Origin of the sequence: Burkholderia sp. SCN-KJ (genome assembly GCF_024656005.1) — a bacterium.
Classification (GTDB): domain Bacteria; phylum Pseudomonadota; class Gammaproteobacteria; order Burkholderiales; family Burkholderiaceae; genus Burkholderia.
In genome coordinates, this window is sequence record NZ_JANKOG010000004.1 from 15,568 (window position 1) to 31,009 (window position 15,442).

15 protein-coding genes are annotated in these 15,442 nt (G+C 66.5%); 1 reads left to right on the forward strand and 14 read right to left on the reverse strand.

Annotated features, from left to right (window positions below):
• Positions 1 to 2: 2 nt before the first annotated feature.
• From NQV17_RS08125 to ndk, 14 genes are all read right to left on the reverse strand, one after another.
• Positions 3 to 1,151, reverse strand: a complete 1,149-nt coding sequence (locus NQV17_RS08125) for an ATP phosphoribosyltransferase regulatory subunit (protein ID WP_257771287.1) — start codon at positions 1,149 to 1,151, stop codon at positions 3 to 5.
• A gap of 101 nt (positions 1,152 to 1,252) precedes the next feature.
• Positions 1,253 to 1,444: a DUF2065 domain-containing protein gene (locus NQV17_RS08130; RefSeq protein ID WP_009687995.1), complete on the reverse strand. Its 192-nt coding sequence runs from the start codon at positions 1,442 to 1,444 to the stop codon at positions 1,253 to 1,255.
• A gap of 36 nt (positions 1,445 to 1,480) precedes the next feature.
• Positions 1,481 to 2,380, reverse strand: coding sequence for a protease modulator HflC (gene hflC, locus NQV17_RS08135; RefSeq protein WP_257771290.1), 900 nt, complete (start codon positions 2,378 to 2,380; stop codon positions 1,481 to 1,483).
• 15 nt (positions 2,381 to 2,395) lie between these two features.
• Complete coding sequence (gene hflK / locus NQV17_RS08140; RefSeq protein ID WP_257771292.1) at positions 2,396 to 3,754, reverse strand: FtsH protease activity modulator HflK; 1,359 nt, start codon at positions 3,752 to 3,754, stop codon at positions 2,396 to 2,398.
• A gap of 47 nt (positions 3,755 to 3,801) precedes the next feature.
• Positions 3,802 to 4,977, reverse strand: coding sequence for a GTPase HflX (hflX, locus tag NQV17_RS08145; protein ID WP_257771843.1), 1,176 nt, complete (start codon positions 4,975 to 4,977; stop codon positions 3,802 to 3,804).
• 72 nt (positions 4,978 to 5,049) lie between these two features.
• Positions 5,050 to 5,289: an RNA chaperone Hfq gene (gene hfq, locus NQV17_RS08150; protein ID WP_006399927.1), complete on the reverse strand. Its 240-nt coding sequence runs from the start codon at positions 5,287 to 5,289 to the stop codon at positions 5,050 to 5,052.
• 141 nt (positions 5,290 to 5,430) lie between these two features.
• Positions 5,431 to 6,768, reverse strand: coding sequence for a ribosome biogenesis GTPase Der (der, locus tag NQV17_RS08155; RefSeq protein WP_044848985.1), 1,338 nt, complete (start codon positions 6,766 to 6,768; stop codon positions 5,431 to 5,433).
• Positions 6,769 to 7,015: 247 nt separating this feature from the next.
• The gene (bamB, locus tag NQV17_RS08160) at positions 7,016 to 8,161 is read right to left on the reverse strand and encodes an outer membrane protein assembly factor BamB (protein ID WP_257771296.1); all 1,146 of its coding nucleotides are present in this window, start codon (positions 8,159 to 8,161) and stop codon (positions 7,016 to 7,018) included.
• 40 nt (positions 8,162 to 8,201) lie between these two features.
• Positions 8,202 to 8,831: a tetratricopeptide repeat protein gene (locus tag NQV17_RS08165; protein ID WP_257771298.1), complete on the reverse strand. Its 630-nt coding sequence runs from the start codon at positions 8,829 to 8,831 to the stop codon at positions 8,202 to 8,204.
• 55 nt (positions 8,832 to 8,886) lie between these two features.
• Entirely contained in the window at positions 8,887 to 10,227 is a 1,341-nt protein-coding gene (hisS, locus tag NQV17_RS08170; protein ID WP_044848982.1) for a histidine--tRNA ligase, read from the reverse strand.
• Positions 10,228 to 10,248: 21 nt separating this feature from the next.
• Positions 10,249 to 11,553: a flavodoxin-dependent (E)-4-hydroxy-3-methylbut-2-enyl-diphosphate synthase gene (gene ispG / locus NQV17_RS08175; protein ID WP_006483314.1), complete on the reverse strand. Its 1,305-nt coding sequence runs from the start codon at positions 11,551 to 11,553 to the stop codon at positions 10,249 to 10,251.
• A 106-nt stretch (positions 11,554 to 11,659) separates the two neighbouring features.
• Complete coding sequence (locus NQV17_RS08180) at positions 11,660 to 12,679, reverse strand: helix-turn-helix domain-containing protein (protein ID WP_257771301.1); 1,020 nt, start codon at positions 12,677 to 12,679, stop codon at positions 11,660 to 11,662.
• 163 nt (positions 12,680 to 12,842) lie between these two features.
• Positions 12,843 to 13,982: a 23S rRNA (adenine(2503)-C(2))-methyltransferase RlmN gene (gene rlmN, locus NQV17_RS08185; protein ID WP_044848980.1), complete on the reverse strand. Its 1,140-nt coding sequence runs from the start codon at positions 13,980 to 13,982 to the stop codon at positions 12,843 to 12,845.
• Positions 13,983 to 14,037: 55 nt separating this feature from the next.
• Positions 14,038 to 14,463 (reverse strand): nucleoside-diphosphate kinase, encoded by a 426-nt coding sequence (gene ndk / locus NQV17_RS08190; protein WP_011352265.1) that lies wholly within the window; start codon positions 14,461 to 14,463, stop codon positions 14,038 to 14,040.
• Positions 14,464 to 14,714: 251 nt separating this feature from the next.
• Between ndk and NQV17_RS08195 the strand changes: the two genes are divergently transcribed.
• Positions 14,715 to 15,413 carry a Bax inhibitor-1/YccA family protein gene (locus NQV17_RS08195; RefSeq protein WP_006761414.1) on the forward strand — a complete coding sequence of 233 codons (699 nt, stop codon included), beginning with the start codon at positions 14,715 to 14,717 and terminating at the stop codon, positions 15,411 to 15,413.
• Positions 15,414 to 15,442: the final 29 nt, after the last annotated feature.

A 15,442-nucleotide genomic window follows, 5' to 3' on the forward strand; every position in this document is an offset into this window, starting at 1 on the left:
GTTTAACGGGGTTCGACCACCCATGCGCCGTCACGCTCGACGAGCGAACGGTCGCACGCGAACTCGTCGAGCACGTGGTCGTGCCCCGGCAATGCCTGGATCACGACCTCGCCCGCGTCGCGCAGTGCCGCGACGGCCGCGCTCAGCGCGTCGTCCTGCGCCCACGGCGCGAGAATCGCGGTGCCGCGCGCCTCGACCGGCGAAATCCGCGCGAGCTCGCGCAGGTCGAGCGAAAAGCCCGTCGCCGGGCGGGCGCGGCCATAGGCCTGGCCCACGTGGTCGTACCGGCCGCCGCGCGCGATCGCGTTCGGCACGCCGTCGATGTACGCCGTAAACATCGCGCCGCTGTGGTACGCGTAGCCGCGCAGGTCGGCGAGATCGATCGCCACCTCGACGCCCTTCGCCTGCGCCGCAAGCTGCGCGAGATCGTCGAGCGCGCGCGTGATCTCGGGCAGCACCGGCAGGCGCACACGCGCCTCGTCGAGCACGCTCGCGTCGCCGTACAGATGCGGCAGCGCACGCAGCGCCGCGCGCGTGTCGGCGCCGAGATCGTCGGTGAGTTCGTTCAGCAGCGGCACGTCCTTGCCCGACAGCGCGTCGTACAGCGCCTCGCCGCGCTCGGAAGCCTGCGCATCGCGCGCGAGCAGCGCCGCGAGCACGCCCGCGTGGCACAGATCCAGGCGAATGCGCGACAGCCCCGCGAGGTGTAGCGCGTCGAGCATCAGCTGCTGGATTTCGAGATCGGCTTCCAGCCCGGCGTGCCCGTAGATTTCGGCGCCGATCTGGATCTGTTCGCGCGTCGCGTGCAGCCCGCGCGGACGCGTATGCATCACGTGGCCGGCATAGCAGAGGCGCGTCACGCCCTGGCGGTTCAGCAGGTGCGCGTCGATGCGCGCGACTTGCGGCGTGATGTCCGCGCGCAGGCCGAGCGTGCGGCCCGACAGCTGGTCGACCAGCTTGAAGGTGCGCAGGCGCAGGTCGTTGCCGCCGCTCGTCAGCAGCGATTCGAGGTATTCGAGCAACGGCGGCATCACCATTTCGTAGCCGTACGAACGGAAGCGGTCGAGCAGCCTGCGGCGCAGCTCCTCGATCTTGCGCGCTTCCGACGGCAGCACGTCGGCGATATTCTCGGGAAGTAACCAGGTCGACATCGGTACGGTCCTACGACGGGAAACAGGGCGCGACATGCGCGCCGCGAAATGAATCGGAAATCGGCAATCGGGCGGAACGAACGGCGGGTGCGCCGTCCGGATCAGGTGGCGAGCAGCAGCAGGACGAGCCCGAGCGCCATCACGATGAGCCCGCCGATCCGGATATGATGCGGCGGCCGCTCCGCTATTCTACGAAACGTGTCGCGCCAGGCGACGGGAAACACGAAGGGGAACGCCCCCTCGATGATCAGCATCAGTGCTACCGCGAGCAACAACGAGCCAGCCAGGTCCATGCGAGCGACGGCGCCGCTCGACGCGGCGCCCCAAGGTCAGTGTTTGCGGGGAGCGGGTGCCGCCGGTGCGGCACCGCCCGTCGGGCTGCGCATGAAACGGAAAAACTCGCTGTCGGGGTCGACGACGATGATGTCGTTGCGCTTGAAGGTATTCCGGTAAGCCTGCAGGCTCGCGTAGAACTGGTAGAACTGCGGATCGCGGCCGAACGCATCGGCGGCGATCGACGCGGCCTTCGCATCGCCCTCGCCCTTGATCGTCTGCGCGGACTTGTACGCATTCGCGAGCACCGCCTGCTGTTCGCGTTCCGCGTCGGCCTTGATCTGCTCGACCTCGGCGGCGCCGTCCGCGCGCACCTGTGCGGCCTGGTCGCGCAGCGCGGCAATCATCCGCTGATAGACGGCATCCGTCTGCGCAGCCGGCAAGTCGACGCGCGTCAACTGCACGTCGACCACGTCGACGCCGAAGCCCGATGCCGTCGCGCGCACCGCGTCGCGCGCCGCATTGGCGATCTCGCGCTGCCCGCCGAGCGCGTCGTCGAGCGCGCGCTTGCCGAACGCGTCGCCGAGTGCGCTCTTCAGCGCGCCGGCCAGACGCTCGGCGGCTGCCGCCGGGTCGCCGCCCGTCGCCGCGAAATACTTCATCGGATCGCTGATCCGATACTTGACCGCATACGCGACGAGCAGGTCGTGCTTGTCTTCGGTCGCGAGTTGCAGCGGATCCGACGACTCGAGCGATTGCAGGCGCGTATCGATCAGCGTCGCCGTCTGCAGCGGCGGCGGCAGCTTGAAATGGATGCCGGGGCCCGCGAGTTCGGGTTGCGCGCCGTCGCGGCCCGACAGCACGGCCGCATGGCGCGGATCGACGGTCAGGACGGTCGACGACGCCGCGAAAGCGGCGATCACGATTGCGACGACGAGCGCAATGATTCGGTTCATGTTCTGCGCTCCCCGTTACTTCGTATCGTCTTCACGCGAGCGGCTGCGGAACGCTTCGCGCGACCGCAGCACGTCGCTGCCCGGTGCGGGCGCCGCCGCGGCCGAAGCCGCGCTCGCGGGTGCGCTCGCCGCGGCGGCGGCCGGCGCCGACGCCGCGTCGGGCGCGGATGCGCCGGCGGGCGTCGCGGCATTCGTCGCATTCGCGGCGTTTTGTCGCCCCTGCTCGACGAGCTTGTCGAGCGGCAGGTACACGACGCTGTTGCCGCCCTTGTTGCCGACGAACACCTTCGTCGCGTTCGAATAGATTTCCTGCATCGTCTCGAGGTACATCCGCTCGCGGATCACCGCGGGCGCCTTCGAATACTGTGCATAGACCTGCTTGAACCGGTCGGCGTCGCCTTCGGCCTGCGTGACCACGCGATCGGCATACGCCTTCGCTTCGTCGGCAAGTTTCGCGGCGTCGCCCTGCGCCTTCGGCAGCAGATCGTTCGCGTAGGCCTGCGCGACACGCTTCGCGGCTTCGCGATCATCGCGCGCCTTCGCGACTTCGGCGTACGCAGCCTGCGTCTGCTCGGGCGCCGCGACGCTCTGCATCGTGACGGCCGTCACCTCGAGCCCCGACTGGTAGCGATCGAGGTCGCGCTGGATCGCGGCGGACAGCTGCGCGCGCAGCGCGTCGCGGTCCTGATTCAGCATGTCGGCTGCGCTGCGCGTGCCGACGATCGCGCGCACCGCGGCCTGGGCGGCCTGCGACACGCTGCGCTCGGGATCGACGCTGCGGAACAGGTAATCGGTTGCCGAACGGATCCGGTACTGGACGACGAAACGCACGTCGACGATGTCGGCATCGCGCGTCAGCATCGCCGCTTCCTTCACGTTCGCGAGACGCACGACGTTGTTGCGGCCGATCTCGATCGAACGGACCTGCGACGTATCGACGATCTCGTGCGACGCGAACGGATACGGCGCGCGCCAGTGCACGCCCTGGCCGACCGTGCCCGACAGCTTGCCGAACTGCAGCACGACGCCCGTCTGGCCTTCCTGCACGACGAACAGCCCGCTGCCCGCGTAGACCGCGACCAGCACGCCGATCACGATGCCGACGCCGACACGCGCGGCCCGGCCGTTGTCGGGCCGGAAGCCGTTGCCGCCCTTGCCGCCGAACAGGCCGCTCAGACGCCGGTTGAAGTTGCGCCACATCTCGTCGAGATCGGGCGGACCGTCACCGTCGCCACCGGGCGGACGCTTCGATTCGTTCACACGCGGACGGGATCCGTCGTTGCCCTTGCCTTCGCCGCGTCCCCAGCGGGGATCGTTGATCGACAGCAAGGCGCGCATCCGCCGCCAGGTACTCCGCTCGTTGTATTCGTTCACCAGAGTTTGTTCACCAGATTAGACGCCGGCGAACCGGCCGGGACCGGTTAGCGCCCGTGTTCGGAAATCGTGTGGTCTTCGTGTGGTTCAGCGGGTGCGCCGTCGAGCGCGCCGTTGGGTAACGTCGCGCCGTTAAGGTGTTCCGCGGAGGCGATCTCGGCGATGGCGGCACGCAACGCGTCAAGACCCTGACCGGTGCGTGCGCTCAAAAAGACGCGCGAAATATTACCATACTCGTCCCGCTCGACCGCGTCGCCGCGGGCCGCCAGCTCGGGCACCGCATCGATCTTGTTGAACACCAGCACCTGCCGGATCGTGTCCGCGCCGATCTCGTGCAGCACGCCGTTCACCTGCTCGATCTGTTCGAGCCGCACCGCGCTCGATGCATCGACCACGTGCAGCAGCAGATCCGCATGGATCGTTTCCTCGAGGGTCGCGCGGAACGCGGCAACCAACTGGTGAGGCAGTTCGCGAATGAACCCGACCGTATCGGACACGACGATCTGACCGGCCTCGTCGCCGAGGTACACGCGTCGCGACGTCGTATCGAGCGTGGCGAACAGCTGGTCGGCCGCATAGGCCTGCGCTTTCGTCAGCGCATTGAACAGCGTCGACTTGCCCGCGTTCGTATAGCCGACGAGCGACACCGACATCGTGCCGCTGCGAGCGCGCTGGCGACGCTGCGTGCTGTGCTGCCGGCGCAGCCGGTCGAGCCGCGACTTCAGCATCTTGATGCGCTCGCCGATCAGCCGGCGGTCGGTTTCGAGCTGGGTTTCGCCGGGGCCGCGCAGGCCGATACCGCCCTTTTGCCGCTCCAGGTGGGTCCACGCGCGAATGAGCCGGGTCGACAGGTATTGCAGCTGCGCGAGCTCGACCTGCAGCTTGCCTTCGTGGCTGCGGGCGCGCTGCGCGAAGATGTCGAGGATCAGGCTCGTGCGATCGACCACGCGCCGGTTAAGCGCCTGCTCCAGATTGCGTTGCTGGGCCGGTGCGAGTGCGTGGTTGAAGATGACGATTTCGACGTCGTGCGCGTCGCAGGCAAGCCGCAATTCTTCGGCTTTGCCGCTGCCGATGAACATCTTGGCATCGGGGCTGGCGCGACGACCTGTGAGGGTGACGGCGGGACGGGCCCCCGCACTGGAGGCGAGAAGACTGAGTTCTTCGAGGCTGGCTTCGAAATCGGTCTTGCCGAAGTCGATGCCGACGAGCGCTGCGTTGATCAAATTATCGGGTGTCAAGATAAGGCGGCTGGCATCGGTCGCTCGCGGCGACCGGATGCCGGCCGCTGCAATGGGTTAGGACGAGGCTTCCGCGTCCGGGTGGAAGTTCACCGGGCGCGCCGGCACGACCGTCGAGATGGCGTGCTTGTAGACCATCTGGGTCACCGTATTACGGAGCAACACGACGTACTGGTCGAACGATTCAATGTTCCCTTGCAGCTTGATGCCGTTGACGAGATAGATCGAAACGGGAACGTGCTCTTTGCGCAGTGCGTTCAAAAACGGGTCTTGTAACAATTGCCCTTTGTTGCTCATGGCGTACTCCATCTTTTTTTGCAGGTTGATCTGGATTGGCGACGAAGAAAAAGAGATCCGGCGCCAATCGCTACACTATAGCTGATTTTGCCTGCCCCGCCCGGGCGTAGGCCATGCGGCCTATCCCTTGCAGGACCTGCTTCAGCCCTTGTCCGCGTACGGGTTGTTCGACGAACGGAACTCTATGCGCAATGGAGTCCCGGTCAGTGAGAAAGTTTCGCGGAATCGGTTTTCGAGGTAACGCTTGTAGGTTTCCGTCACCGCGTCGAGCGCGTTGCCGTGGATGACGATCAGCGGCGGATTCTGGCCGCCCTGGTGCGCGTAGCGCAGCTTCGGACGCACCGGGCCGCGACGACGCGGCTGCTGGAACTCGACGGCCTCGATCAGCGCGCGCGTGAGCTTCGGCGTCGGCAGCTTCGCCATCGCCGCCGCGTACGCGTCGTCGACCGAACGCATCAGCGCGCCGATGCCGGTCTTCTTCGCGGCCGAAATGTAGTGCGACTTCGCGAAGTCGAGGAATTTCAGCTTGCGGGTCAAATCCGCTTTCGCGCGATCGCGCGCGTGGTCGTCGAGACCGTCCCACTTGTTGACGCCGATCACGAGCGCGCGGCCCTGCTCGACGACGAAGCCGGCGATGTGCGCGTCCTGGTCGGAAATGTCCTGCTGCGCATCCAGCAGAAGAATGACGACGTTCGCGTCGGAGATCGACTGCAGCGTCTTCACGACCGAGAACTTCTCGATCGCCTCGAACACCTTGCCGCGACGTCGCAGGCCCGCGGTATCGATCAGCGTGTATTTCTTGCCGTTACGCTCGAAGTCGACGTAGATCGAATCGCGCGTCGTGCCCGGCATGTCGAACGCGATCACGCGGTCCTCGCCGATCAGCGCGTTCACGAGCGTCGACTTGCCGACGTTCGGGCGGCCAACGATCGCGATCTTGATGCCGCGCGACGGGTCGTCCTCGTCCGCTTCCTCGGGCTGGCCCGCGTACGCGACTTCCAGCGCCTCGTTGATCATGTCGGTCACGCCGTCGCCGTGCGCGGCCGAGATCGCGCGCGGATCGCCGAGGCCGAGCTCGTAGAAGTCGGTCGCGACCGCCGTGTACTTCATCCCCTCGGCCTTGTTGACGACCAGGAAGATCGGCCGGCCGGTCTTGCGCAGGTAGTCGGCGATCGACTTGTCCTGCGGCGCGAGCCCGTTACGACCGTCGACGATGAACACGACGACGTCGGCTTCCTCGACGGCCTGCCGCGTCTGGCGCGCCATCTCGTGCAGGATGCCGTCCTTCGCGACGGGCTCGAAGCCGCCGGTATCGACGACCAGGTACGGCCGTGCGCCGACCCGCCCTTCGCCGTAATGGCGATCGCGCGTCAGGCCCGGCAAGTCGGCGACCAGCGCATCGCGCGAGCGCGTGAGCCGGTTGAACAGCGTGGATTTCCCCACATTGGGGCGCCCAACGAGGGCAATGACCGGTTTCATCTGTGTTTTCTACGGTGATGCGCAGCAGCGGGAGGCCCGCTGCTGCGGGCGGCTGCGCTGAATGAAAATATCACGAATTCGCGCCGCGCCGGATGCGCGCGCCGGGCGCGCGGTGCGCGCCGTCGTCTTTCGTTTCGAACTGCCTTTCAAATACCGAGCGGCCGGGGACACCGGCCGCCTTCATGTCGCGCGACCGTGGCGCGCGGGACAGGCCCGCCACGCCGCGATTGCGCTTGTTGCGTGCGCGTCAGCGCGGACGGAATCCGTACAGGCCGCCGTCCTTGGTCTGCACGACGAGCGTATTGCCCGCCAGGACCGGCGCCGCGGTGATCGCGCTGCCGTCCGTCTTCATCCGGGCGATGAAGCTGCCGTCCTCGCGCGACAGGAAGTGCACGAAGCCCTTGTAGTCGCCCATCACGACCGCATGGCCGAGCAGGTACGGCACGCCGACGTCGCGGCTCTTCAGCTTGTCGTTGCGCCAGAGCGGGTTGCCGCTCGCCGCGTCGTAGGCCGTCACGACCGACCAGTCGTCGCCGCCGGCGACGACCGAATCGTCCTGCGCGAGACCGCTGCGGCTCGAGAACGCCTTTTCCCACAGCGGGCGGCCCGAGTTCGCGTCGAAGCAGCCGAGCTGCCCCTGGAACGTGACCGCGCACGCTTGGGCACCCACGAGCGTCGGCGGACCGCTGACGTCGTTGATGCGCTCCACTTCGGTCACGCCCTTCGGGAACGACACGGGCGTCTGCCAGAACGGCTCGCCCGTCTGCAGGTTGATCGCGACCAGACCGCCGCCGGGGAAGCCCGCCAGCACGGCCGCATCGCCCGCGAACGTCATGCCGGCCGACACGCGCAGGTTCAGCGGCACCGCGCGGTTGCCGTAGTTCCACTTCTGCTCGCCCGTCTGCCCGTTGAACGCGATCACCTGACCGTCGATCGTGCGCACGATCACGAGGCCGTTGCCGACCAGCGGCGGCGAGAAGATCTCGCCCTGCACGCTCGTCTTCCACAGCTGCTTGCCGTCGGGGCCGAGTACGAACACACCGCCCTTGAGCGCGCCGACGGCGGTCAGGTTGCCGTCGCTGCCGACCCCGGCCGACAGGTCCGAACCGACCTTCGAGCGCCACAGCGTCTGGCCCGTCTTCGCGTCGATCTTCTCGACCGAACCGTTCTCGCCCGCCGCGTAGACGGCGTCGCCCACGGCCACCGGCGAGAACAGGTAGCGCCCGCCCTTGCCGACGCTCGCCTTCCAGACCTGTTGCACGTCCATGACGGGCTTGAACTCGGTGAGCGGCGTCGGCACGCGGCGCGCGTCCTTCGACGACGAGCAGGCCGCCAATGCCAGGACAGCCGCCGCGCAGGCTACGGGCACAGCGTAACGTTTCAGCAAATTCATCGGTTAGCGAAGCAGAGTTAAGAGGTTGAGGGGGCCGCGATCAGCCGCCGAGCGCATCGAGCTTGAACTGCACGAGCTGGCGCGCGGACTGGTCGTCCTGCGACAGGCCGGCGAGCGCGAGCTTGTACGCTGCGCGCGCATCGTCGGTCTTGCCTTGCGCCGCGAGCAGATCGCCGCGGCGATCGGCCACGAGGCCCTTGAATGCATCCACCGGCGTGCCGGACAGCAGCGCGAGGCCCGCGTCGTACGCCTTCTCGTCGAGCAGTAGCGACGCGAGACGCAGCTTCGCGATCTGCTTGTACTCGTCGTCCCTGGCGTGATCGGCGGCCCATTGCAGCTGCGCCTTCGCGCCGGCGGCGTCGCCAGCCGCGTACAACGTCTTCGCAGCCGTGAGCGCGGTCATCTGCGCATACGGCGTGCTGCCGAACTTGTCTTCCATGTCGGCGGCCGCACGGGCCATCGTCGCCTTGTCGTTCGCGGCAGCGGCCTTCTGCACCTGCTCGTACAACCCGGAAGCCTCGGCGGCCTGACGGCGCTGCCAGTAATTCCAGCCATTGAAACCGGCCGCGACGACCAGCGCCGCGAGCACGATCCACGTCGTGAGGTTGCCCCAGCGGGCCCACCACGCCTTGAGACTTTCAATCGATTCTTGTTCGTCGTGATAACTCATCGGCGAGCGATTCCTTCCATTTCAGGCTTTTCTTGTCGAGCGAATGCCAGCGCGATCAGTCGTCGCCGTCTTCGGCGGATGCAACCATCGCATTGATTAGGAATTCGGTCAAGCTTTCGACCGGTACGGTCTGCTGAACGTTCTTTTCCCCGTCCTCGCCCGCACCGCGCAGCGCTTTCACGCCCACCGTGCCGTTCGCGACCTCTTCTTCGCCGAAGATCACCGCGAACGCGGCGCCGCTCGCGTCGGCCCGCTTCATCTGCGACTTGAAGCTTGCCGGGCCGCCGTCGGCGCTGCAGTGGAAAATCACGTCGAGGCCCGTATCGCGCAGGCGCTCGGCCGCGATGAACGCCTGTTCGCGCGCCGTCTCGCCCTGGTGCACCACGTACACGTCGACACCTTCCTGCTCGGGCGCGAGATCCTCTTCCTTCAGCAGCTCGAGAATGCGCTCGATGCCCATCGCCCAGCCGCACGCGGCGGTCGGCTTGCCGCCGAGCTGCTCGATCAGCGGATCGTAGCGGCCGCCGGCCGCGACCGTGCCCTGCGCGCCGAGCTTGTCGGTCACCCACTCGAACACGGTCAGGTTGTAGTAGTCGAGGCCGCGCACGAGACGCGGGTTGATCTTGAACGGGATGTTGTTCGCGAGCAGCAGGCGCTGCAGCCCTTCGAAGTGGGCACGCGACTCGTCGCCGAGGAAGTCGATCAGCTTCGGCGCGTTCTGCGCGATTTCCTGCAGCGCCGGATTCTTCGTGTCGAGCACGCGCAGCGGGTTCGTATACAGGCGACGCTTCGCGTCCTCATCCAGCACGTCGGCGAACTGCTCGAGATACTTGATCAGTTCGACGCGGTGCGCGGCACGCTCTTCGGCGAGGCCGAGCGAGTTGATCTCGAGCTTGATGCCGGTCAGGCCGAGGTCGTCCCACAGGCGCTGGCACATCATGATGATCTCGGCATCCGCATCCGGGCCCGCGAAGCCGAGCGCCTCGACGCCGACCTGGTGGAACTGGCGGTAGCGGCCGCGCTGCGGACGCTCGTGACGGAACATCGGCCCGATGTACCACAGGCGCTTCGGGCCGTCGTACAGCATGTTGTGCTCGATCGACGCGCGCACGACCGCCGCGGTGTTCTCCGGGCGCATCGTCAGGTTCTCGCCGTTCAGCGCATCGGTGAAGCTGTACATCTCCTTCTCGACGATGTCCGTGACTTCGCCGATGCCGCGCGTGAAGAGCTGCGTGTGTTCGACGATCGGCGTGCGGATGTTCTGGTAGCCGTATGCGCGCAGCAGCGATTTCACGGTAGCTTCGAAGAACTCCCAGAGGCCGGCATCCTGCGGGAGGATGTCGTTCATGCCCTTGACGCCGGTGAGCTTCTCGATCTTGCGTTTCTGTTCAGTCATCGTTCGTGTGTGTGGACGAATTTAGTTCAGGGCCTCGGTACGGCCGTAATTGCGTGCGACGTAGTCGCTGACGATCTGCTGGAATTCCTCGGCGATCCGCTCGCCGCGCAGCGTCTTGACCTTCTCGCCGTCGATGAAGACGGGCGCGGCCGGGTTCTCGCCCGAACCCGGCAGGCTGATGCCGATGTTCGCGTGCTTCGACTCGCCCGGGCCGTTGACGATGCAGCCCATCACCGCGACGTTCATCTTCTCGACGCCCGGATACTCCTTGCGCCAGACCGGCATCTGCTCGCGCAGGTAGGTCTGGATCTGCATCGCGAGTTCCTGGAACAGCGTGCTCGTGGTGCGTCCGCAACCCGGGCACGCGATCACCATCGGCGCGAACGAGCGCAGGCCCATCGTCTGCAGGATTTCCTGGCCGACGATCACTTCGCCCGTGCGCGACGCACCCGGTTCCGGCGTCAGCGAAATGCGGATCGTGTCGCCGATCCCTTCCTGCAGCAGCACGCCGAGCGCGGCCGTCGACGCGACGATACCCTTCGAGCCCATGCCGGCCTCGGTCAGCCCGAGATGCAGCGCGAAGCCGCAGCGGCGGCCGAGTTCGCGGTACACGGCGATCAGGTCCTGCACGCCGCTGACCTTGCACGACAGCACGATGCGATCGCGGCCGAGGCCCAGCTCGACCGCGCGCTCGGCCGAGCCGATCGCCGACTGAATCAGCGCTTCGTACATCACGCTCTGCGCATCCCACGGCTGCGCGCGCGCACCGTTCTCGTCCATCATGCGCGCGAGCAGGTCCTGGTCGAGGCTGCCCCAGTTCACGCCGATCCGCACTGGCTTGTCGTACTTCGCCGCGGCTTCGATCATCTGCGCGAACTGCGTGTCGCGCTTCGCGCCCTGGCCGACGTTGCCCGGGTTGATCCGGTACTTCGACAGCGACTCCGCGCAGCCCGGGTAGTCGCGCAGCAGCAGGTGGCCGTTGTAGTGGAAATCGCCGACGAGCGGGACGGTCACGCCCATCCGGTCGAGTTGCTCGCGGATCGCCGGCACGGCGGCCGCGGCCTCCGGCGTATTGACCGTGATGCGCACCAGTTCGGAGCCCGCGTTCGCGAGTTCCTTGATCTGGATCGCCGTGCCGATCGCATCGGCCGTGTCGGTATTCGTCATCGACTGCACGCGCACCGGCGCATCACCGCCGATCGTCACGAGCTGCCCGCCCCAACGAACATCCACCGCATGCGACACGCGACGCGGCTGATGCCCGCCGAACACCGGCTCGGTTGAACAAATCTGACTGCTGCGTGGGGATTGAGCTTCGGATTGCATCGATAGATCCATTTACGCGGAATGCGCCGCGAGGCGGCGCATGAATTGAAAAAGCGCCGTGCCCTCGCGGCCTGTCCGGGACAGGCCTGCGCCACGGCGCTTGACGTCAGGGCAGCGTGAACCGCGCCACGTTACCCCGCGCTGCCGAATATTTTGCCGGATCGACCGGCTTTCCGTCGAACGCGACCGTATCAAGGCCTGCCTTGTTGCCGATCGTGACCTTGAACGGACCGTCGCCGGCGACCTGCTTCGTCTCGCCGGCCCGCACCAGCGCCGAGAACAGTTCCTTGCCGCTCTTGTCGCGCACGCTGAACCAGCAATCCTGCTTGACCTTCAGTTCGACCATCGACTGGCCTGCCGCGACCACGACGCTCGCGGGCTGGGCCGGCACGGCCGCGCTGCTCGCCGCGGCCGGCTCGACGACCGGTTGCGACGCGGCCACGGCGGCCGTCGGGGCCGGAGCCGGAGCCGGAGCAGCCGACGCAACGGCCTGCGGCGCCACGGCGGATGCCGCAACCTGCGCCGGGGCTTCGTTGACGGCTGCCGCCGACGCGCCGCCCGCGGCTGCCGCTTCGACGGAAGACGCCGCCGGCCCGCTGGCCGCCGACGCGTGTTCGGCGCCGCCGCCCTTGAAGCGCGCGAGCCAGCTCGACGAATCGCCGCCAGTGTGCCACATGAGTACCGCGATCACCGCGACGACGACGATCGCCGTCCCCCACAGCCACGGATGATGGTGCGACGACCCGCCAAGCGGAATCGACACGCGGCCGCGCGGCAGATCCGTCCCCGACGACGCGGGCATCGACAGATCGACTTCCTGCACGCCACGCTCGCGGCGCAATGCGTGGGCGAACGGCTCCGGATCGACGCCGAGCATCTTCGCGTAGCTGCGCACGACGCCGAGCGCGAACGTCACGCCGGGCAAATGGCTGATATCGCCGGCCTCCAGCGCACGCAGCTTCGGCGGAGCGACCTTGAGCCGCGCCGACACGTCGTCGACCGTCCAACCCTTCGCCTCCCGGAGCTGCGCCAGCCGGCTGCCGACGGCCGCCAGCGTTTCAAGCCCCGCCGGTGCCGGCTTCGCGGCATTCGTCTCTGCGCCGTTGGTCGGCTGCGGCTCACTCATCCTTGTCCTCGCGTCGATTCTTCTTCACTGGCGGGCGCCGCCGGCTCCCGCAACTGTCCACATCATGCGCGGCGCCGAGGCGCCGCGACCGATCGCTATTCGCGTGTTGTACCGCAAGAAGTCCAGGCATCCGCACCCACGCGGCCCCGACCAGGCGTCCCCGTCAGATCGCCCGAACTTCGATGATTTTTGCTGCTGCGCCCGTTCGCTCCGCCAGGCGCGTGCGGTCCTTCACGGCGCCGGCCAGCTGGCCGCACGCGGCGTCGATGTCGTCGCCGCGCGTCTTGCGCACGGTCGTGACGACACCCGCGTCGATGAGGACCTGTGCAAAGCGCTTGATCTGCTCCGGCTTCGAGCGGATGAGGCCCGATTCCGGAAACGGATTGAACGGGATCAGGTTGAACTTGCAGGGCACGTCACGCGTGACGGCCAGCAGTTCGCGCGCATGCGCTTCGGTGTCGTTGACGCCGTCGAGCATGCAGTATTCGAAAGTAATGAAGTCGCGCGGTGCGACCTTCAGATAGCGCTGGCACGCGGCCATCAGCTCGCGAAGCGGATGCTTCTTGTTGAGCGGCACCAGTTCGTCGCGCAGCGCATCGTTCGGCGCGTGCAGCGAGACGGCGAGCGCGACCGGCAATTCGGCGCCGAGGCGGTCCATCATCGGTACCACGCCGGACGTCGACAACGTGACGCGGCGGCGCGACAGGCCGTACGCGTTGTCGTCGAGCATCAGCCGCATCGCGGGCACGACCGCGCTGTAGTTCAGCAGCGGCTCGCCCATGCCCATCATCACCACGTTGGTGACGACCCGTTCGGCCTTGCCGTTCGGACCGGGCGCGCGACCCAGCGACGCACGCAGCGCAAACTCGGCCATCCGGAGCTGGCCGATGATTTCGGCTGTCGACAGGTTGCGGGAGAAGCCCTGCTTGCCCGTCGAGCAGAAGCGGCAGTTGACCGCACACCCGGCCTGCGACGACACGCACAGCGTGCCGCGCGTCTCTTCCGGGATGAAAACGGTTTCGACCGCATTGCCGTTTCCGACGTCGATCAGCCACTTGCGCGTGCCGTCGGTGGAAACGTGATCGCTGACGATATCGGGCATCACGATCGACGCGCGGCCCTTGAGCTTTTCTCTCAGGGACTTCGCGAGATCGGTCATGCCGTCGAAATCGCCGGCGTTGTACTGATGGATCCAGCGCTGCAACTGCTTGGCGCGGAACGGCTTCTCGCCGAGGCTGCCGCAGTACGCGACAAGACCCTCGGCATCGAAGTCGAGAAGATTGACGGAAGTTTCGCTCGTCATGATGTGCTGCCTTGCCGCGTGCGCTGAATCCTGCCTACTTGTTGCCAGCCAGGGCTTAGCGCGAGTAGACGTTCATTTCCGGGAAGAAGAATGCAACTTCGACCGCGGCCGTTTCGGCAGCGTCCGAGCCGTGCACGGCGTTCGCGTCGATGCTGTCGGCGAAGTCGGCGCGGATCGTGCCCTTTTCCGCCTTCTTCGGATCCGTCGCGCCCATCAGGTCGCGGTTCTTCAGGATCGCGCCTTCACCTTCCAGAACCTGGATCATCACCGGGCCCGAGATCATGAAATCGACGAGGTCCTTGAAGAACGGACGTGCTGCGTGAACTGCGTAGAACTTCTCTGCGTCCGCACGCGACAGGTGTGCCATGCGCGATGCGACGATCTTCAGGCCGGCGCCTTCGAAACGGCTGTAGATCTGGCCGATCACGTTCTTTGCCACCGCATCCGGCTTGATGATCGACAGGGTGCGCTCGATTGCCATAAAAACTCCAAGAAATTAAGAAGTTACAGGTTCAAATGAATCCGCTATTGTAGCACGATCCCGTGTATCATTGCGATTGAACCCTTACACGAGTGAAAGGTTCCAAATCCATATGTTTTTTGCGCCGCCCGGCCATTGAAACCTCGCGGCACGGAACGTATCTTAGCCATAGCTGCTCCGGTTTGCTGCGCCGCACACCGCGCGCGCCGAACCGGCCCCGGACGCCCACGCGTTCAATGTTAGGAGAAACCATGAACGACTATCCGTACAATTTCGGCCGCGGCGGCTCCGTCAGCACCGCGGAGGTTCGCAATCGCGTGCTGCGGAACACGTACTGGCTGCTCGCGCTGTCGATGGTGCCGACGGTGCTCGGGGCATGGGTCGGCGTCGCGACGGGCTTCTCGCTGTTCGCGGCCACGAGCCCGATGATGAGCCTGCTCGCGTTCTTCGCAATCGCGTTCGGCTTCATGTTCGCGATCGAGCGGACGAAAAACAGCGCAGCCGGCGTGTTCGTGCTGCTCGGCTTCACGTTCTTCATGGGCCTGATGCTGTCGCGCCTGCTGAGCTTCATCCTCGGCTTCTCGAACGGACCGTCGCTGATCATGCTCGCGTTCGGCGGCACCGGCATCATCTTCGCCGCGATGGCGACGATCGCCACGGTCAGCAAGCGCGACTTCTCCGGGCTCGGCAAATGGCTGTTCATGGGCGTGATCGTGATCCTGCTGGCCTCGGTCGCGAACATCTTCCTGCAACTGCCGGCGCTGATGCTCACCGTGTCGGTGCTCGCGATCGCGATCTTCTCGGCCTACATGCTGTTCGACGTCCAGCGCGTCGTGAACGGCGGCGAGACGAACTACATCTCGGCCACGCTCGCGATCTACCTCGACCTCTACAACGTGTTCACGAACCTGCTCGCGCTGCTCGGCATCTTCGGCGGCAACCGCAACTGACGTTCGCCGTACCCGATGAAAAAACCGGC

Excerpts from the sequence above, each read along its gene's own strand:
- NQV17_RS08125 (WP_257771287.1), bottom strand. The coding sequence starts at position 1,151 with ATGTCGACCTGGTTACTTCCCGAGAATATCGCCGACGTGCTGCCGTCG.
- NQV17_RS08130 (WP_009687995.1), bottom strand. The coding sequence starts at position 1,444 with ATGGACCTGGCTGGCTCGTTGTTGCTCGCGGTAGCACTGATGCTGATC.
- hflC (WP_257771290.1), bottom strand. The coding sequence starts at position 2,380 with ATGAACCGAATCATTGCGCTCGTCGTCGCAATCGTGATCGCCGCTTTC.
- hfq (WP_006399927.1), bottom strand. The coding sequence starts at position 5,289 with ATGAGCAACAAAGGGCAATTGTTACAAGACCCGTTTTTGAACGCACTG.
- der (WP_044848985.1), bottom strand. The coding sequence starts at position 6,768 with ATGAAACCGGTCATTGCCCTCGTTGGGCGCCCCAATGTGGGGAAATCC.
- bamB (WP_257771296.1), bottom strand. The coding sequence starts at position 8,161 with ATGAATTTGCTGAAACGTTACGCTGTGCCCGTAGCCTGCGCGGCGGCT.
- NQV17_RS08165 (WP_257771298.1), bottom strand. The coding sequence starts at position 8,831 with ATGAGTTATCACGACGAACAAGAATCGATTGAAAGTCTCAAGGCGTGG.
- hisS (WP_044848982.1), bottom strand. The coding sequence starts at position 10,227 with ATGACTGAACAGAAACGCAAGATCGAGAAGCTCACCGGCGTCAAGGGC.
- ispG (WP_006483314.1), bottom strand. The coding sequence starts at position 11,553 with ATGCAATCCGAAGCTCAATCCCCACGCAGCAGTCAGATTTGTTCAACC.
- NQV17_RS08180 (WP_257771301.1), bottom strand. The coding sequence starts at position 12,679 with ATGAGTGAGCCGCAGCCGACCAACGGCGCAGAGACGAATGCCGCGAAG.
- rlmN (WP_044848980.1), bottom strand. The coding sequence starts at position 13,982 with ATGACGAGCGAAACTTCCGTCAATCTTCTCGACTTCGATGCCGAGGGT.
- ndk (WP_011352265.1), bottom strand. The coding sequence starts at position 14,463 with ATGGCAATCGAGCGCACCCTGTCGATCATCAAGCCGGATGCGGTGGCA.
- NQV17_RS08195 (WP_006761414.1), top strand. The coding sequence starts at position 14,715 with ATGAACGACTATCCGTACAATTTCGGCCGCGGCGGCTCCGTCAGCACC.